We start from the raw sequence: 14,705 nt of genomic DNA, 5'->3' as shown, positions 1-14,705 counted from the left end.
TGGCGTGTCTCCTTTCTCGCGTATCGGCGATCGGCCGGTCCGTGTCGCTCACCGTGGCCAGCAGCCTGCTGCTGCTCGACCTCGCGGTCATCCTCTTCGGCGTCTTCATGCGCTACCTGGCCGGCGGCGCCCCGATCTGGACCGACGAGCTGGCCCGTTTCCTGATCATCGGCAGCGTGCTGCTCGCCGCCGGCGCGGTCTGGATAGAGGGCGGCCACATGCGCATCGCCCTGATCGAGCGCCTGCTGCCGGCCCGGCTCTGTCGCCTGCTCCACCTCTACCAGTGGCTGCTGACCCTGGGCCTGGCCGTCGGGGCCGCGATCGTCAGCTACCGCTACGCCCTGTCGGTCTCGATGTTCACGAGCCAGGGGCTCGGCATCAGCCGCACCTGGCCCATGCTCGCCCTGCCGATCGGCTTCGCCCTGCTGGCCTTGCAGGCCCTCTGTCATGGCCCGGCGCCCCTGAAAACGCTCACGGAAGAACCGACATGACCCTGACCATGCTGGCGGTGTTCCTCGTCCACGTCCTGCTGGGCTTCCCGCTCTTCCTCTCGCTTCTCGTCACGGCGGTGGTAGGCTTCCTGTTCGTCGACCCCGCCATGATCCCGCGCATGATGCCCCAGCAGTTCTTCGGCGGCATCAACGCCTTCTCGCTGATGGCCATCCCGCTGTTCATCCTCGCCGGCAACCTGATGAACGTGACGCGACTCACGGACCGGCTGATGGCCTTCGCCAAGCTGCTGGTCGGCCACCTGCGAGGCGGCATGGGCCACGTCAACGTGGTCTCCAGCGTCTTCTTCGCCGGCGTCAACGGCTCGGCGGTCGCCGATACCTCGGCGCTCGGCTCGCTGCTGGTGCCGCCGATGCGCAAGGAGGGCTACTCCACGGCCTTCGCCGCCGGGCTTACCGCGGGCAGCTCGCTGATCGGGCCGATCATCCCGCCGAGCATCTTCATGATCCTCTACGCCTCGCTGACCAACACCTCGGTGGGCGACCTGTTCCTCGCCGGCGTGATTCCCGGCCTCCTGCTGGGCGTCGCCTTCATGGCCATGAACGCCTGGTACGCCTGGCACAAGGGCCTCGAGAAGCGCGGCGGACTGCCCTCGCGGCGCGAGTTGGCCGTCACGGCCCTGGGCGCGCTGCCCGCCCTGGTGGCGCCCTTCATCATCGTCGCCGGCATCGTCATGGGCTTCGTGACGCCCACCGAATCCGGCGCCCTGACGGCGCTCTACGTGGCGCTGTGCGGCCTGGCCCAGGGCAACCTGCGTCTCCCCGCATTCTGGAAGGCCATCGTCGACACCACCCGGCTGACCTCGGCCATCTTCCTGATCATGGCCGCCTCGGCGACCATCAGCTGGCTGCTCTCCTATGCCCAGGTGCCCAACGAGTTCGTGGCGCTGCTGGCCCCCTATATCGAGCAGCCGGTGGTGATCCTGCTGCTGCTGAGCCTGATCACCTTCATCACCGGGATGTTCATGGAGGAGGTCTCGGCGCTGATGCTGCTGACGCCGATCTTCTCGCCGGTGGCGGTCATGGCCGGTATCGACCCGGTGCACCTCGGCATCATCATCACCCTGAACATCACCATCGCGCTGATCACGCCGCCCATGGGCGCCTGCGTCTTCGTCGCTGCCGCGGTGAGCCGCCTGGAGATCGTCTCGCTGTTTCGCACCATCTGGCCCTTCGTGGTCACGGCGATCCTGGTGCTGCTGCTGCTGATCCTGTTCCCCTCTCTGACCCTCTGGCTCCCGACCCAGCTGGGTTGAGCCCCTGGAGACCATCGTGAACCGCTCCCTGTCATCCCCCATCGCCGCCCAGGCCGAGCCCGACTGGTCCGTGGTCCGGCGAATTCCCATCGCCGGCAGTGACGAGCCGCTGGTGCCCCTGAGCCTGGCGCCCTCGCCGATCCGGGTCTTCCCGATCTACGCCAAGCAGGACGTGCCCGGCGCGATCAACGAGTGCTACGTCCGCGAGGGGGTCTATCGCCGGCTGCTCGCCGTGGCCCGCTCGCTGCCCGCTGGCCTCGGGCTGGTGGTGCTCGACGGCTGGCGTCCCTGGCGGGTACAGCAGTATCTGTTCGACACCCTGCAGGAGGCGATCCGTTCCCATCACCCCGACCTCGACGACGAGGCGCTGCTGGCCCGCACCCGGGAGTTCGTCTCCGTGCCCAGTCGCGAGACAGACGCACCGAGCCCGCACCTCACCGGCGGCGCCGTGGACGTGACCCTGTGCGACGCCGACGGCCTGGTGCTGGACATGGGCACCCTCTTCGACGAGGCCGTGCCGGCCTCGCACACCGCCGCCCTCGAGGCGCTGGAGCGCCCCGATGCGCGCCAGCAGAAGGCCCGCGACAACCGCCGCCGGCTATATGGCGCCATGGCCGAGCAGGGCTTCACCAACCTGCCGAGCGAGTGGTGGCACTTCGATGCCGGCGACCAGCTGTGGGCCCACTACAGCGGTCAGCCCGAGGCGCTCTACGGGCCCGCGGAGCTCGAGACCATCGAGAGCCGCTGGCAGCGCCAATGGTAGGCGGCGTCGCATGTTAATAACCAGAGGCTATTGGAAAAACGCTTTCTTATTCTTTAGTGTGAGCGCCCAACGCGTCACCCCCCGTGACGGACCCGTATTACTCCCGCGACTGTTCAGGAGCCTTCACATGCTCAAGCGCGCTATCGGTACCCCTCTGGCGATGCTCACCGCCGGCCTGCTCGGCGCCGGCCTGGCCCAGGCCGACGATCACGCCCTCAAGGTCGGCATGTCCGGCGGCTACTTCCCGTTCACCTTCGTCGAGCAGGACGAGCTGCAGGGCTTCGAGGTCGACGTGCTCACGGCGGTGGCCGAGGAGATGGGCGTGGAGGTCGAGTTCGTCACGGCCAACTTCTCGGGCCTTTTCGGCATGCTCGAGTCCGGCCGCATCGACACCATCGCCAACCAGATCACCATCACCGAGGAGCGGGAATCCAAGTACGTCTTCACCCAGCCCTACGTCTACGACGGCGCCCAGGTGGTGGTGAAGGACGGCAACGAGGCGATCCAGGGCGTCGAGGACCTCAAGGGCAAGACCGTCGCCGTCAACCTCGGCTCCAACTACGAGCAGCTGCTCAACGAGCTGCCCTACGCTGATGAGATCGAGATCCGCACCTACGAGAGCAACATCGAGCAGGACACCGCCCTGGGTCGCGTCGATGCCTTCGTGATGGATCGCGTCAGCGCCAGCCAGGTCATCAAGGAGAAGCCGCTGCCCCTGGCACTCGCCGGCCAGACCTTCTCCGAGATCCGAAACGCCCTGCCCTTCCGCGACACCGAGATCGACCGCGAGCTGCGCGACCGGGTCGACGCGGCACTCGACACCCTGCGCGAGTCCGGCGAACTGCGCGAGATCTCCGAACAGTGGTTCGGCACCGACATCACCACCCCCTGAGACGCTGAGCCGCTGTCATGTCCGTGCTCGATCTCGACTACATGCTGGGGCTGGTGCCCATCCTGCTGCGCTACCTGCCGCTGACGCTGCAGATGGCCGCCGTGGGGATGGCGCTGGCCCTGGTCCTGGCCTGCGGCCTGGCGGTGATTCGCGTGCTGCGCATCCCGGGCCTCAACGCCGCTACCCTGCTGTTCATCTCGTTCTTTCGCGGTACGCCGCTGCTGGTGCAGCTGTTCCTGTTCTACTACGGCCTGCCCCAGCTGCTGGCGTTCCTGACCCAGATCAACGGCGTGACCGCGACCGTCATGGGCCTGACCCTGCACTTCTCGGCCTACATGGCGGAGTCCATTCGCGCCGCCATCGTCGGGGTCGATCGCAGCCAGACGGAGGCCGCGCTCTCCATCGGCATGACCAACGGCCAGCTGATGCGCCGCATCGTGCTGCCCCAGGCCACCCGGGTCGCGGTGCCCACGCTGATGAACTACTTCATCGACATGATCAAGGCGACCTCGCTGGCCTTCACCCTGGGGGTCACCGAGCTGATGGGCGCGACCCAGAAGGAGGCCGCCGGCAGCTTCCTCTACTTCGAGGCCTTCATCACCGTGGCGCTCTTCTACTGGGGAATCGTCGAGCTGCTGGCCTGGCTCCAGCGGCGCCTGGAAACCCGGCTCAACGAGGCATACCGCCGATGATCAAGGTAGAAGGACTCATCAAGCGCTTCGGCGGCCAGGCGGTGCTCGACGGCATCGACCTCGCCATCGAGCAGGGCGAGATCGTCGTCATCATCGGTCCCTCGGGCACCGGCAAGTCGACGCTGCTGCGCTGCCTGAACTTCCTCGAACGCCCGGACGCCGGCCGGCTGACCCTTGGCGACCTGGAGGTGGACGTGACCCGCGCGCGCCGCGCCGAGATTCTCGCGGCCCGGCGGCGCACCGCCTTCGTGTTCCAGAACTATGCGCTGTTCGCCAACAAGACGGCGCTCGAGAACATCGCCGAGGGGCTGATCGTCGTCAACCGCTGGCCCAAGGCGCGGGCCCATGCCCGGGCCCGGGAGATCCTCGAGCGCATCGGCCTCGCCCACAAGGCCGACGCCTACCCCGCCTCGCTCTCCGGCGGACAGCAGCAGCGCGTGGGCATCGGCCGCGCCATGGCGGCCCAGGCCGAAGTGATCCTCTTCGACGAGCCGACCTCTTCGCTGGACCCGGAGTGGGTCGAGGAGGTGCTCGGCCTGATGAAGCAGCTCGCCGCGGAGCGCCAGACCATGCTGGTGGTGACCCACGAGATGAGCTTCGCCCGGGACGTCGCGGACCGGGTGATCTTCATGGAGGGCGGACGCATCGTCGAGCAGGGGCCGCCCGACCAGCTCTTCCGCGCACCGCAGGATCCCCGCACGCGGGACTTCCTGCGCCAGGTGCTGGCCACCCAGGTCGCCCTGGACGTGCCGGAGTAGAGATTTGGTTCATCACAGAACAGCGTGATACCGGCGAGGTGGGTGGGAGCGCTGCTTGAACCGCGATCCACCCAAGCCAGCATTATCTGACAGGCATTGAACTAGTGTGGGAGCCGTGCTTGCACGGCGATTGGCGCCGACAGGCGCCTCGGGCTTCGTGCCTGAGGCCGGGAAGGCCTTCGGCCTTCTTTCGCGATGCAAGCTCGGAGCGCCGAACCGTCGCTCCCACAGGAAAGCTGCCTACCTCTTTTCCTGCCGAGCGGCTTCACGCCAAAATGCGATGATCCAAGATTGGCTCCTCCAGGCCAAGCTGCGAGGGCCTGCCCCGGAGGGTCGCGTTGTGAGGCGCGGCGGCCATCCCGTATAGTGTTCGTACACGTTTTCAGGCCCCCGCTTCCTCGATGCCACAACCCCGCGTCCAGATCCGTCCCCGCCGCCGCCCGCCACTGCACTTCCTGCCGCTGGGGGGCTGCGGCGAGATCGGCATGAACCTCAGCCTCTACGGCTTCGGCGAGCGACAAGACGGGGAAAAAGGCGGCGAGGACGACTGGATCGCGGTGGATTGCGGCATGATGATCCGCCAGGACCTGCCGGACAATCCGCTGCAGGTCCCCGACCTCTCCACCCTCGAGCGGCTCTCGATCCGCCCTCGTGCGCTGATCATCACCCACGGCCACGAGGACCATATCGGCGCCGCCGCCTGGCTGTGGCCGAAGTGGGGCTGCCCGATCCACGCCACGCCGCTGGCGGCGGGCCTGCTGCGGGCCAAGTTCGTCGAGCGTGGCCTCGCCACCGACGCCATCCGGGTGATCGAGCCCGGCGAGGCACTGGAGACCGGCCCCTTCACCCTGCGCTTCCTGCCCCTGACCCACTCGATCCCCGAGAGCTGCGCGCTGCTGATCGCCGCGGGAGAGCATCGGGTGCTGCACACCGGCGACTGGAAGCTCGACCCCGAGCCGCTGATCGGCCCGCCGATCTCGGCCGCCACCTTCCGCGCCATCGCCCCGGTGGACCTGGTGGTGGGCGACTCCACCAACGCCCCCCTGCCCGGCCGTTCGCGCAGCGAAGGGGAAGTTGCCGAGGCCCTCACCCGCACCATCGCCCGCTGCGAAGGGCGCGTCGTGGTCAGCTGCTTCGCGAGCAACCTGGCCCGGGTGCTGGCCATCGGCCGCGCCGCCCAGCGCTCTGGACGGCGCATCAGCCTGATGGGACGCTCCATGGAGCGCATGGTCGGCGTGGCGCGCCAGCTGGGCTACATGGACGACCTGCCGCCGCTGGTGCCGGTGGCCGATCTCGGCTACCTGCCGCCCGAGGAGGTGCTAGTGATCGCCACCGGCAGCCAGGGGGAACCCCGGGCGGCGCTGTCGCGCCTGTCGCGAGGGCGCCATCCCCACTTCGAGCTGATGGCCGGCGACACCGTGATCTTCTCGGCCAAGGCGATTCCCGGCAACGAACGACTGATCCAGCGCCTGAAGGCCGGACTGCGACACTTCGGCGTGAGCCTGTTCGACGAGGAGAATCATCCCGAGCTGCACGCCTCGGGCCATCCGGCCCAGGAGGAGCTACGCACCTTCTATGGCTGGGTGAGGCCACGCCACCTGCTGCCGGTGCACGGCGAGGCCCGCCACCAGCAGGCCCACCAGTCGCTGGCGACCTCGCTGGGTATCGAGGCCCCGGTGATCCCGACCAACGGCGACCTGATCCGCCTGGATGCCGACGGCCTCTCCCTGACGGCGCGCCACCCCCAGCAGCCGCATATCGTCAACCAGGATGCGGTCGCCGCCCTGCCGGGCCTCGGCGGCGGCGATGGCGGGCATCGCGCCCGTCACGGCAGCCTCTACCTCGCCCTCTCGGTGGCGGCCACCGTCACGGGCTGGACGCGCATCGGCCGGCTGATGCTCGATGCCAGCCAGTCGAGCCCCATGGACGAGACCGCCTTCGCCGACTGGCTGGACGACTGCCTGGACGAGATCGAGGTGGATTCCCTGGCGGAGCTGCGCCTGGCGCTGCAGCCACGGCTGCTCGGCTGGCTGGCCGATCACCTGCACCGGGTGCCCGAAGTGCACCTGCAGATTCTCGCGGTGGAAGCGGAAATACCGGGAGAGTAAGGCGGGAATTGACGCAGCGGTGAGCGAATCGAGAACCGCAAGAAAAACGGGAGCAAGGCTCACCGCGCCTTGAGGACAAGGCGCGGCAGAAACCGGATCACGCCTTGCTGGCGTTCTTCGGCGGACGACCACGCTTGCGCGTGGGCTGTTCGGTCACCAGGTCGTCCAGGGAGAGGCCGGCCTCGTTGATCTGCTCGCGAATCTCGGCGAGTTTCCTGGCCTTCTCGGCTTCCTCTTCCTGGCGCTGAACCTCCTCGTTCTTCTTCTGCTCGATGACCTCACCGATGACCTCGGCCAGCTTGTGCAGCTGCTCCATGCTGAGCTGGCGTGCCGCGGCACGAGCCACGTTCTTGTTGCGGGCGATGCGCTCCAGGGTTTCGCTGGACATTGGCGGTCTCCATGCCGAATGTTGGAATGTCGCAGTGGGATGTTACACGTCAAAAGTATATGCACTGATGCCACATTGGCAAGAAAGAGTGGGGAAAAACCCCGGCGGTGAGGCAACCAAAAAGAGCGCCGAAATGCCCCGGCAACGACACGGAATTCACGACGCGACGCGCCGATTCACGGGGAGAAAACGACGCGGGCGACACCGAGGTGTCGCCCGCAAAACCGCCGGTGCCGCCCGGCTTCGGCGCCGCGCGGCCTAGCCGCCGGTCATGTTCATGAAGCGCACCACCTGGACATCGCCATCGGTGGTGAAGTGATGGCGCTCGGGCTTCAGCGGCATGGCGCGCACGATGGCCGATTTCACCGCCTCGATATCCCCGGGGTGGCGGCGCAGCACGGCGCGCAGGTCCACGGAGTGCTCGTTGCCGAGGCAGAGCAGCAGGCGCCCCTCCACGGTGACGCGCACCCGGTTGCAGGTATCGCAGAAGTTGTGGCTGTGGGGCGAGATAAAGCCGACCCGGGAGTCGCTGTCGGGCATCATGAAGTAGCGTGATGGCCCGGGGGTCGACTCGGTGGTGGGCACCAGCGCGTGGCGGGTCTCGATCAGCGCCTGCACCTCGTCGCTCGAGCAGAAGGTCTCGGCCCGGGAGTGGTCGGAGACATCGCCCAGCGGCATCTCCTCGATGAAGCTGATGTCGAGCCCCTCGTCACGGGCGAAGTCGACCAGGTCGATCACCTCGTCGTCGTTGCGCCCCTTGAGGATAACGGCGTTGAGCTTGATACGCTCGAAGCCGGCCTCCCGGGCGGCCCGAATGCCGGCGATCACCTTGCCGAGATCACCGGTGCGGGTGAGGCGCCGAAAGCGATCGGGATCCAGCGAATCAAGGCTGATATTGAGCCGCTTTAGGCCGCCGTCGCGCAGGCGGCCGGCAAACTTCGGCAGGCTCGCCCCGTTGGTCGTCATGGCGAAATCCTTGAGCCCGGGGAGCGCGCCGATATCACCGACCAGCCGATCGATGTCACGCCGCACCAGCGGCTCGCCCCCGGTCAGGCGGATCTTCTCCACGCCCAGCTCGGTAAAGGCGCGGGCCACCGTGGCCAGCTCCTCGAGGGTCAGCACCTGGGCCCGCGGGAGAAACGTCATCTCCTCGCTCATGCAGTAGACGCAGCGAAAGTCACAGCGATCGGTGACGGAAATGCGCACGTAGCTCACGCGTCTGCCGAAATTGTCGATCAGCTCATCGGTCATGAAGAACACTCCCAGCGACGGGCGTCATGATGATCCCCGTCGCGTTCCGACACCCAATAGTCCCCGCTGGCCGTGTGCTCCTTCTTCCAGAAGGGGGCGCGGGTCTTCAGATAGTCCATGATGAAGTCGCAGGCCTCGAAGGCGGCGCGTCGATGGGCACTGGCCACCACTACCAACACGATAGGGTCCGCAGGGGCCAGGCGTCCAATCCGGTGAATCACCGTCACCCCCTGAAGCGGCCAGCGCCCCTCGGCCTCCTCGACGATCGCCTGCAGGGCGGCCTCGGTCATGCCCGGGTAGTGCTCCAGGGTCAGGGCCTCAACCTCGGGGCGCTCGTTGAAGTCGCGCACCAGCCCCGTGAAGCTGACCGCCGCGCCGATGTCGCTGCGTCCCTCGAGAAGCGCACGCTGCTCGGCGCCGGCGTCGAAGGTCTCCCGCTGCACGCGTATCATCGCTCAGCCTCCGGTCACCGGGGGAAAGAAGGCGACCTCGTCGTTGTCGGTCAACGGCGTGGCATCGCCGGCCATGACCTGGTTGACGGCGCACAGCACGCGCCCCTGGTCGAGCCCCTCGAAGCTCGGGTCCTGTGCCTTGAGCGCCGCCTTGAGGCCGGCCACGTCGGCGCTCGGCAGGTCATGGAAAGGCACCGAGACGTCGCCGACCCCGAGGCGCTCGCGCAGCTCGGCCAGGCACTTGACCCGGATGCAGGGGGCGGCGATGTCGCAACGCGTGCCCACCGAGACCTCGCCTGCGGCCCCCTCGCCGGTGACGATGGGCGCCGCGGCGGTCTCGATCACGGAGGTGGCCGGCGACGGGGCCGCCTCGCGGCGGTACTCGCCGGACTTCCCGCCGGTCTTGGTGTCCAGGTGGATGGCGCCGATCTCCATGTCCTTGTCCACCGCCTTGCACATGTCGTAGAGCGTCAGGCAGGCCACGGAGACCGCGGTCAGGGCCTCCATCTCGACGCCGGTCCGGCCGTTGAGGCGACAGGTGGCGGTGACGTGCACGCAGGCGTTCTTCTCGTCCAGCTCGAACTCGATCGCCACCTTGGAGAGCGCCAGGGCGTGGCAGAGGGGAATCAGCTCGTGGGTGCGCTTGGCGGCCTGGATGCCGGCGATGCGCGCCGTGGCCAGGACGTCGCCCTTGGGCAGGCCGCCCTCGGCAAGCAGCGCCAGGGTCGACGGCCACATGCGGATGAGCCCCGAGGCCGAGGCTTCCCGCCGGCTCTCCGGCTTGTCGGCGACGTCGACCATGTGGGCCTCGCCGCGGGCGTTGAGATGGGTCAGGGAAGGAGGAATCTGTGACATGGTGAGTCGGCGCCTCATGGCAAGCGATGCAGGGGGTGGATGCTCACCGTCTCGCCGGGGGCCGCGCCCTCCCGGTCGTCGGCGAGCTCGATCAGGCAGTTGGCCGCCGCCATCGAGGAGAGGATGCCGGAGCCCTGGGCGCCGGTGCTGCGCACGTGCAGGCGGCCATCGTCGGCGGCGTGGAAGACGCCGCGCAGGAAGTCGGTGCGGCCTTGCCGGCTATTCAGGGCCTCGTCGGCGACGGCGGTGAGCCGGCGTGGAGCGACGGCGCCGCGTCCCTGCAGCCGCGCCAGCAGCGGGGCCACGAACTGCAGGAAGGTGACCATCACCGCCACGGGATTGCCGGGCAGCCCCAGGAAGGGCACGCCGCGCTCGCCCAGCAGGCCGCAGGCCAGGGGGCGTCCGGGACGGATGGCGATGCGCCAGAACGCCAGGCGGCCGACCGTCTCCAGGGCGGCCCGGGTGAAGTCGGCCTGGCCCACCGAGACGCCGCCGCTGGTGATCACCATGTCGGCGCGGTCGGCGGCCTCGCGCAGCGCGGCCTCCATGGCCTGGCGGTCGTCGGGCAGGATGCCGAGGTCGATCGCCTCGGCGCCCTGCTCGGCGAGCAGGCCCACCAGGGTGTGGCGGTTGGCGTCATAGATGCCGGCCGGGGGCAGCGGCCGGCCGGGGGCGATCACCTCGTCACCGGTGGAGAAGAGGGCCACCCGGGGCCGGCGATGGACCCGCGCCTCGGCGAGCCCCAGGGAGGCCAGCAGCCCGAGCTCCGCGGCCCCCAGCCGCGTGCCGGCGTCGAGCACCCGCCGGCCGCGGGGGATGTCCTCGCCGGCACGCCGCACGTGCTGGCCCCGGCGGATGCGCTCGGGCCGGTCGATCGCCACCCGCTCGCCGCGTGAGGCCTCCAGCGGCTCGATCAGCTGTTCGCGCATGATCACGGTATCGGCGCCCGGCGGCAGCGGCGCGCCGGTGGTGATGCGCACGCACTCGCCGGCCGCGACCCCCTCGCCACGCCGAGCGCCGGCGAGTACCTCGCCGACCAGCCGCCAGGCGGCGGGCCGCGCGTCCGGCTCGGGCCAGGCCAGGGCGATGCCGTCCATGGCGGCGTTGGTGTTCTGGGGCACGTCGATGGGCGAGACAAAATCCTCGGCCAGCACCCGCCCGTGGAGGGCGGCGAGCGCGACCCGCTCGACCGGCAGCGGCCCCTCGATCAGGGTCGCCAGGCGCTCGCCCGCCTCCGCCACGGACAGCATCCGCTCGCCGAGATCGAAGCAGGAGAGCGTCATGACACGGCCTCCTCGCGGGGACGCTGGTGGGAGGGCCAGCGCCCGGGCCAGGCGGCGATCCAGTCGGCGAGGGCCTCGAGATCATTCAGCTCCAGCGCCTCGACGCCTTCGGGAAGCGCCAGCGCCGCATCGCTCGCCACGGCCCTCACCCAGGGATCCTCGGCGACCCGCAGCGGCTTGCCCACCGACGGCCGATAGAGCTCCAGCTTGGGCAGTGGCCAGGCCTTGAAGCCCTCCACCAGCACGAGGTCCGGCCGCTGGGGACGCACCATCTCGAGCAGCGCGGCGAGATCCGCCTCCTCGCGGCCCGGGGTTTCCATCATCACCGCCACCCGCGCCCGGGAGGCGACCAGCATCGGCGAGGCGCCGGCCTGGCGCAGGCGATGGCTGTCCTTGCCGGGCTGGTCGACATCGAAGCTGTGGTGGGCATGCTTGATCACCGCCACCCGCAGGCCTCGCTCCCGCAGGGCGGGGAGCAGCCGCTCCAGCAGGGTGGTCTTGCCGGTGCCGCTCCAGGCGGCGATGCCGAGCACCGGCAGGGCGTCGTCGAAGGGGAGGCGCTCCGGCACGCACTCGCTCATGGGCGCGCCCTCGCCGCCCGGGCCGCCACGCCGAGGGCCTGCTCCAGGCGTGCCTTCTCGTCATCGGTATTGAGATTGGCGAAGGCGTCGGGGCAGTCGCTGACGTCCACCCGGCACCAGGCGTGGCGCGCGTACCAGCGATCGATCTTGCGCTCGCCCTCGGCCAGGGCCGCGGCCAGGTCGTCGGCCAGCGTGGTGCGGATCAGCGCCACCACCGGGTGCAGGCGCTCGCCGTCGAAGGCCACGGCGATATCGTGGTCACCGATGCCAGCCACCAGGCGCGTCACCAGGTCCTCGGGCAGCGCCGGGGTATCGCAGGGAGCGACGACGAGCCAGGGCGTGGTCGCGGCCCGTAGCCCGCTGTAGATGCCCATCAGGGGACCCTGGTAGCCGCCCTCGGCATCACTCACCACGCGATCGGCCAGCGGCCGGTAGCGCTCGACGTTGCGGTTGGCGTTGATCAGCACCTCGGCGACGCGCCCCACCAGGCGTTCGCGGACATGAGCCACCAGCGGCCGGCCGGCGAAGGGCTCGAGCCCCTTGTCGCGGCCGCCCATGCGGCGTCCCTGGCCGCCGGCCAGGATCATGCCGGTGAGCGCTTCTCGGGGAATCATGGACTCTCCTGACGAAACCATCGTGTCATCCCCCATGATGCCTTAGCCCGCCCCCGGGTGCCATGCCGGCCGGGCCCGCCGCGCCGGGGGCCTGATACGGGTCAAGGCGCCCCTTATCCGAGTGCCGGGGACGCGGTATGATATGTTGAAAATATTCTACGACCACGGCGGCAGACGCCCCCGGAACCGAGATACGAGCCGAGACATGGACCCCGACATGGAAGACGCATTCGACGTAGGCGCCCGACTCAAGCAGCTGCGACTGGCCCGGGGCCTGTCACAGCGCGAGCTGGCCAAGCGGGCCGGCGTCACCAACAGCACGGTCTCGCTGGTGGAGCAGAACCACGTCAGCCCCTCGGTGAGCTCGCTGAAGAAGATCCTGGACGCCCTGCCCGTCTCGATCAGCGCCTTCTTCGCCGGCGACGAACCGACCCAGCCCAAGCCCTTCTACCGGGCGGAAGAGCTGACCGAGATCGGTGACGGCACGCTCTCCTGGGGGCTGGTGGCCGCCCGGCGCCCGGACCGCCAGATGTCGATCATCCACGAGCGCTATCCGCCGGGCGCGGACAGCGGCGAGGAGATGCTCGAGCACGACGGCGAGGAAGGCGGGGTGGTGATCTCGGGACGCATCGAGATCACCGTGGATGGCGAGGTGGGCGTGCTGAGGGCCGGCGATGCCTACTACTTCGACTCCCGCCGCCCCCACCGCTTTCGCAATGTCGGCGAGGAGGAGTGCGTGATCGTCAGCGCCAGCACCCCGCCCACCTTCTCCGACGCCGGCCAGGAGCGCCATCACGCCTGACAGGGATGCCCTGCCACAGCCTCAGATGGTCCTGCGTAAGCTGCAGGTAGCCTTTGTGGGAGCCGTCGGTTCGACGCCTCGACTTGCACGGCGATGCAGTGACGGCGCGCCCACAACAGGCCAGGCCAACCCCACCGCCGCTGCGCGGCGGATCGCGACGCAAGCGTCGCTCCCACAATGAAGCAGAGAAGTCTTGTGGGAGCGGTGGTTGCACCGCTCCCACAACACCGTCACTCCTCCTCGGCGCGGGGCAGCACCCAGTTCAGCACGATGCCGACCAGGGCGGCGAGGCTGACGCCCTGCAGGGTGAACTGGCCGTTGCCGAACTGCATGCCGCCGATGCCGAAGACCAGCACCAGGGAGACCACCACCAGGTTGCGCGGCGCGGTGAGCGGCTTGCCGGCGCGCACCAGGGTGTTCATGCCGACCACGGCGATGGAGCCGAACAGCAGCGTCATGATGCCGCCCATCACCGGCCCCGGAATGGTCTGCAGCAGCGCGCCGAGCTTGGCGACGAAGGCCAGCACGATGGCGATGACGGCGGTGGTCACCATGATCCAGGGGTTGAAGGCGCGGGTCAGGGTCACGGCCCCGGTCACCTCGGAGTAGGTGGTGTTGGGCGGCCCGCCGAAGACCGCCGCGCCGGCGGTGGCCAGGCCGTCGCCCAGCAGGGTGCGGTGCAGGCCGGGCTTCTCCAGGTAGTTCCTGCGGGTCACCGAGCCGATGGCGACCATGTCGCCGATATGCTCCACCGCCGGGGCGATGGCCACCGGGATCATGAACAGGATCGCCGCCCAGTGGAAGCTCGGCGCGGTGAAGGACGGCACCGCCAGCCAGGCCGCCTCGCGCACCGGCGTGAAGTCCACCACCCCCATCAGGGTCGCCAGCGCGTAGCCGGTGAGGATGCCGCCCATGATCGGCACCAGGCGGATCAGGCCACGCCCGAACACCGCCAGCACCAGGGTGACCAGCAGGCTCGCCATGGAGAGGAAGATGGCGGTGCCGTAGCCGATGCCCTCGCTGGTCTCGCCGGTGGCCATGTTCACCGCCACCGGCGCCAGCGCCAGGCCGATCACCATGATCACCGGCCCCACGACGACCGGCGGCAACAGGCGATGCAGCCAGGCGGTGCCCTTGAGGCGCACAACCTGGGAGATCACCACGTAGACCAGGCCCGCGACCATCAGCCCGCCGAGGGTGGCGGGAATGCCGTAGTTGGCCACCGAGCTCTGGATGGGGGCGATGAAGGCGAACGACGAGGCCAGGAAGACCGGCACGCTGACCCGGGTGACGCCGTGGAAGATCAGGGTGCCGATGCCCGCGGTGAACAGCGCCACGTTGGGATCGAGGCCGGTGAGCAGGGGCACCAGCACCAGGGCGCCGAAGGCGACGAAGAGCATCTGCGCCCCGGTGAGCAGGGTGCGAAGGGGGCTGTCGGTCGGCAGGGGCGTGGCCGCCGTCTGGTCGGTCATGGTCGTGGACTCCGTTGGATCCGGGGAGG

The 14,705-nt window shown here is 69.1% G+C and carries 16 protein-coding genes; 8 read left to right on the top strand and 8 right to left on the bottom strand.

What is annotated here, in order from left to right; translation table 11 throughout:
* The first annotated feature begins 41 nt into the window (after positions 1-41).
* The 7 genes from FIU83_RS07390 to FIU83_RS07360 all read left to right on the top strand — a co-directional run bounded on the left by FIU83_RS07390 (position 42) and on the right by FIU83_RS07360 (position 6,978).
* The gene (locus FIU83_RS07390; RefSeq protein ID WP_253939561.1) at positions 42-491 is read left to right on the top strand and encodes a TRAP transporter small permease; all 450 of its coding nucleotides are present in this window, start codon (positions 42-44) and stop codon (positions 489-491) included.
* Positions 488-1,765 carry a TRAP transporter large permease gene (locus FIU83_RS07385; protein ID WP_152483455.1) on the top strand — a complete coding sequence of 426 codons (1,278 nt, stop codon included), beginning with the start codon at positions 488-490 and terminating at the stop codon, positions 1,763-1,765. The genes FIU83_RS07390 and FIU83_RS07385 overlap by 4 nt, the downstream gene beginning before the upstream one ends.
* Before the next feature lie 16 nt (positions 1,766-1,781).
* On the top strand, positions 1,782-2,528 hold the full coding sequence (locus FIU83_RS07380) for a M15 family metallopeptidase (RefSeq protein ID WP_172976045.1): 747 nt from the start codon (positions 1,782-1,784) through the stop codon (positions 2,526-2,528).
* A gap of 160 nt (positions 2,529-2,688) precedes the next feature.
* The gene (locus tag FIU83_RS07375; RefSeq protein WP_253939591.1) at positions 2,689-3,420 is read left to right on the top strand and encodes an amino acid ABC transporter substrate-binding protein; all 732 of its coding nucleotides are present in this window, start codon (positions 2,689-2,691) and stop codon (positions 3,418-3,420) included.
* 17 nt (positions 3,421-3,437) lie between these two features.
* Positions 3,438-4,112: an amino acid ABC transporter permease gene (locus FIU83_RS07370; protein ID WP_152483453.1), complete on the top strand. Its 675-nt coding sequence runs from the start codon at positions 3,438-3,440 to the stop codon at positions 4,110-4,112.
* A complete protein-coding gene (locus tag FIU83_RS07365; RefSeq protein WP_152483452.1) occupies positions 4,109-4,870 on the top strand; it encodes an amino acid ABC transporter ATP-binding protein in 762 nt (253 codons plus the stop codon). Before FIU83_RS07370 ends, FIU83_RS07365 begins: the two co-directional genes overlap by 4 nt.
* Positions 4,871-5,355: 485 nt before the next feature.
* Positions 5,356-6,978, top strand: coding sequence for a ribonuclease J (locus FIU83_RS07360; RefSeq protein ID WP_152485286.1), 1,623 nt, complete (start codon positions 5,356-5,358; stop codon positions 6,976-6,978).
* Positions 6,979-7,075: 97 nt separating this feature from the next.
* Here the strand turns inward: FIU83_RS07360 and FIU83_RS07355 are convergent, their stop codons facing one another.
* The 7 genes from FIU83_RS07355 to mobA all read right to left on the bottom strand — a co-directional run bounded on the left by FIU83_RS07355 (position 7,076) and on the right by mobA (position 12,402).
* Positions 7,076-7,366 (bottom strand): H-NS family nucleoid-associated regulatory protein, encoded by a 291-nt coding sequence (locus FIU83_RS07355; RefSeq protein ID WP_152483451.1) that lies wholly within the window; start codon positions 7,364-7,366, stop codon positions 7,076-7,078.
* Positions 7,367-7,624: 258 nt separating this feature from the next.
* Positions 7,625-8,617, bottom strand: coding sequence for a GTP 3',8-cyclase MoaA (gene moaA / locus FIU83_RS07350; protein WP_152483450.1), 993 nt, complete (start codon positions 8,615-8,617; stop codon positions 7,625-7,627).
* Positions 8,614-9,069, bottom strand: coding sequence for a molybdopterin synthase catalytic subunit MoaE (gene moaE, locus FIU83_RS07345; RefSeq protein ID WP_152483449.1), 456 nt, complete (start codon positions 9,067-9,069; stop codon positions 8,614-8,616). Before moaE ends, moaA begins: the two co-directional genes overlap by 4 nt.
* Before the next feature lie 3 nt (positions 9,070-9,072).
* A complete protein-coding gene (moaC, locus tag FIU83_RS07340) occupies positions 9,073-9,924 on the bottom strand; it encodes a cyclic pyranopterin monophosphate synthase MoaC (RefSeq protein ID WP_152483448.1) in 852 nt (283 codons plus the stop codon).
* Positions 9,925-9,938: 14 nt separating this feature from the next.
* Complete coding sequence (gene glp / locus FIU83_RS07335; protein ID WP_152483447.1) at positions 9,939-11,207, bottom strand: gephyrin-like molybdotransferase Glp; 1,269 nt, start codon at positions 11,205-11,207, stop codon at positions 9,939-9,941.
* Entirely contained in the window at positions 11,204-11,788 is a 585-nt protein-coding gene (gene mobB, locus FIU83_RS07330) for a molybdopterin-guanine dinucleotide biosynthesis protein B (protein WP_152483446.1), read from the bottom strand. The genes glp and mobB overlap by 4 nt, the downstream gene beginning before the upstream one ends.
* Positions 11,785-12,402, bottom strand: coding sequence for a molybdenum cofactor guanylyltransferase MobA (gene mobA / locus FIU83_RS07325; protein ID WP_152483445.1), 618 nt, complete (start codon positions 12,400-12,402; stop codon positions 11,785-11,787). The genes mobB and mobA overlap by 4 nt, the downstream gene beginning before the upstream one ends.
* Positions 12,403-12,619: 217 nt before the next feature.
* Here mobA and FIU83_RS07320 point away from each other — a divergent pair, with 217 nt between their 5' ends.
* Positions 12,620-13,204, top strand: a complete 585-nt coding sequence (locus FIU83_RS07320; RefSeq protein ID WP_152483444.1) for a cupin domain-containing protein — start codon at positions 12,620-12,622, stop codon at positions 13,202-13,204.
* Positions 13,205-13,434: 230 nt separating this feature from the next.
* On the opposite strand, the gene FIU83_RS07315 is transcribed toward FIU83_RS07320, so the two are convergent.
* Positions 13,435-14,676 (bottom strand): uracil-xanthine permease family protein, encoded by a 1,242-nt coding sequence (locus tag FIU83_RS07315; RefSeq protein ID WP_152483443.1) that lies wholly within the window; start codon positions 14,674-14,676, stop codon positions 13,435-13,437.
* Positions 14,677-14,705: the final 29 nt, after the last annotated feature.

It is taken from the genome of Halomonas sp. THAF5a, assembly GCF_009363755.1.
Classification (GTDB): Bacteria; Pseudomonadota; Gammaproteobacteria; order Pseudomonadales; family Halomonadaceae; genus Halomonas.
Note: the sequence above shows the minus strand (reverse complement) of the source record. Positions and strands in the feature narration are given on the sequence as shown.